Here is a 280-nt window from a genome sequence, read left to right on the forward strand (position 1 = left end):
CCAGCTATCAGGAGATGCGCATGACGAGGATTGCCAAAGGTTTCCATTTTTTCTCGAAAAACAACTTCCATTAAACTATATAAAATGGCAATAAAGAAAATCCATAGAATGTGCCAAATTAACATTTGAGGAAAGCTAGTCACAGTTTGAACAATAATGACGATCAAGAGAATCAAGATTAATAACCGGTTTACACCGAGCCAGTCGGCAACGTGTTTTTCCATCTTGGCATGAATACCACCGATGGAAGCAACAATGATGAGTAATGTAGCTAAAAGAA

The 280-nt window shown here is 37.9% G+C and carries 1 protein-coding gene; it reads right to left on the reverse strand.

Features of this window, described 5'->3' with window-relative positions; all coding sequences use genetic code 11:
- A partial coding sequence (locus ACFIK0_RS09565; protein ID WP_375663938.1) for a hypothetical protein occupies positions 1–280 on the reverse strand: 280 nt, incomplete at both ends.

Source organism: Bartonella sp. CL63NXGY, assembly GCF_042194905.1.
Classification (GTDB): domain Bacteria; phylum Pseudomonadota; class Alphaproteobacteria; order Rhizobiales; family Rhizobiaceae; genus Bartonella.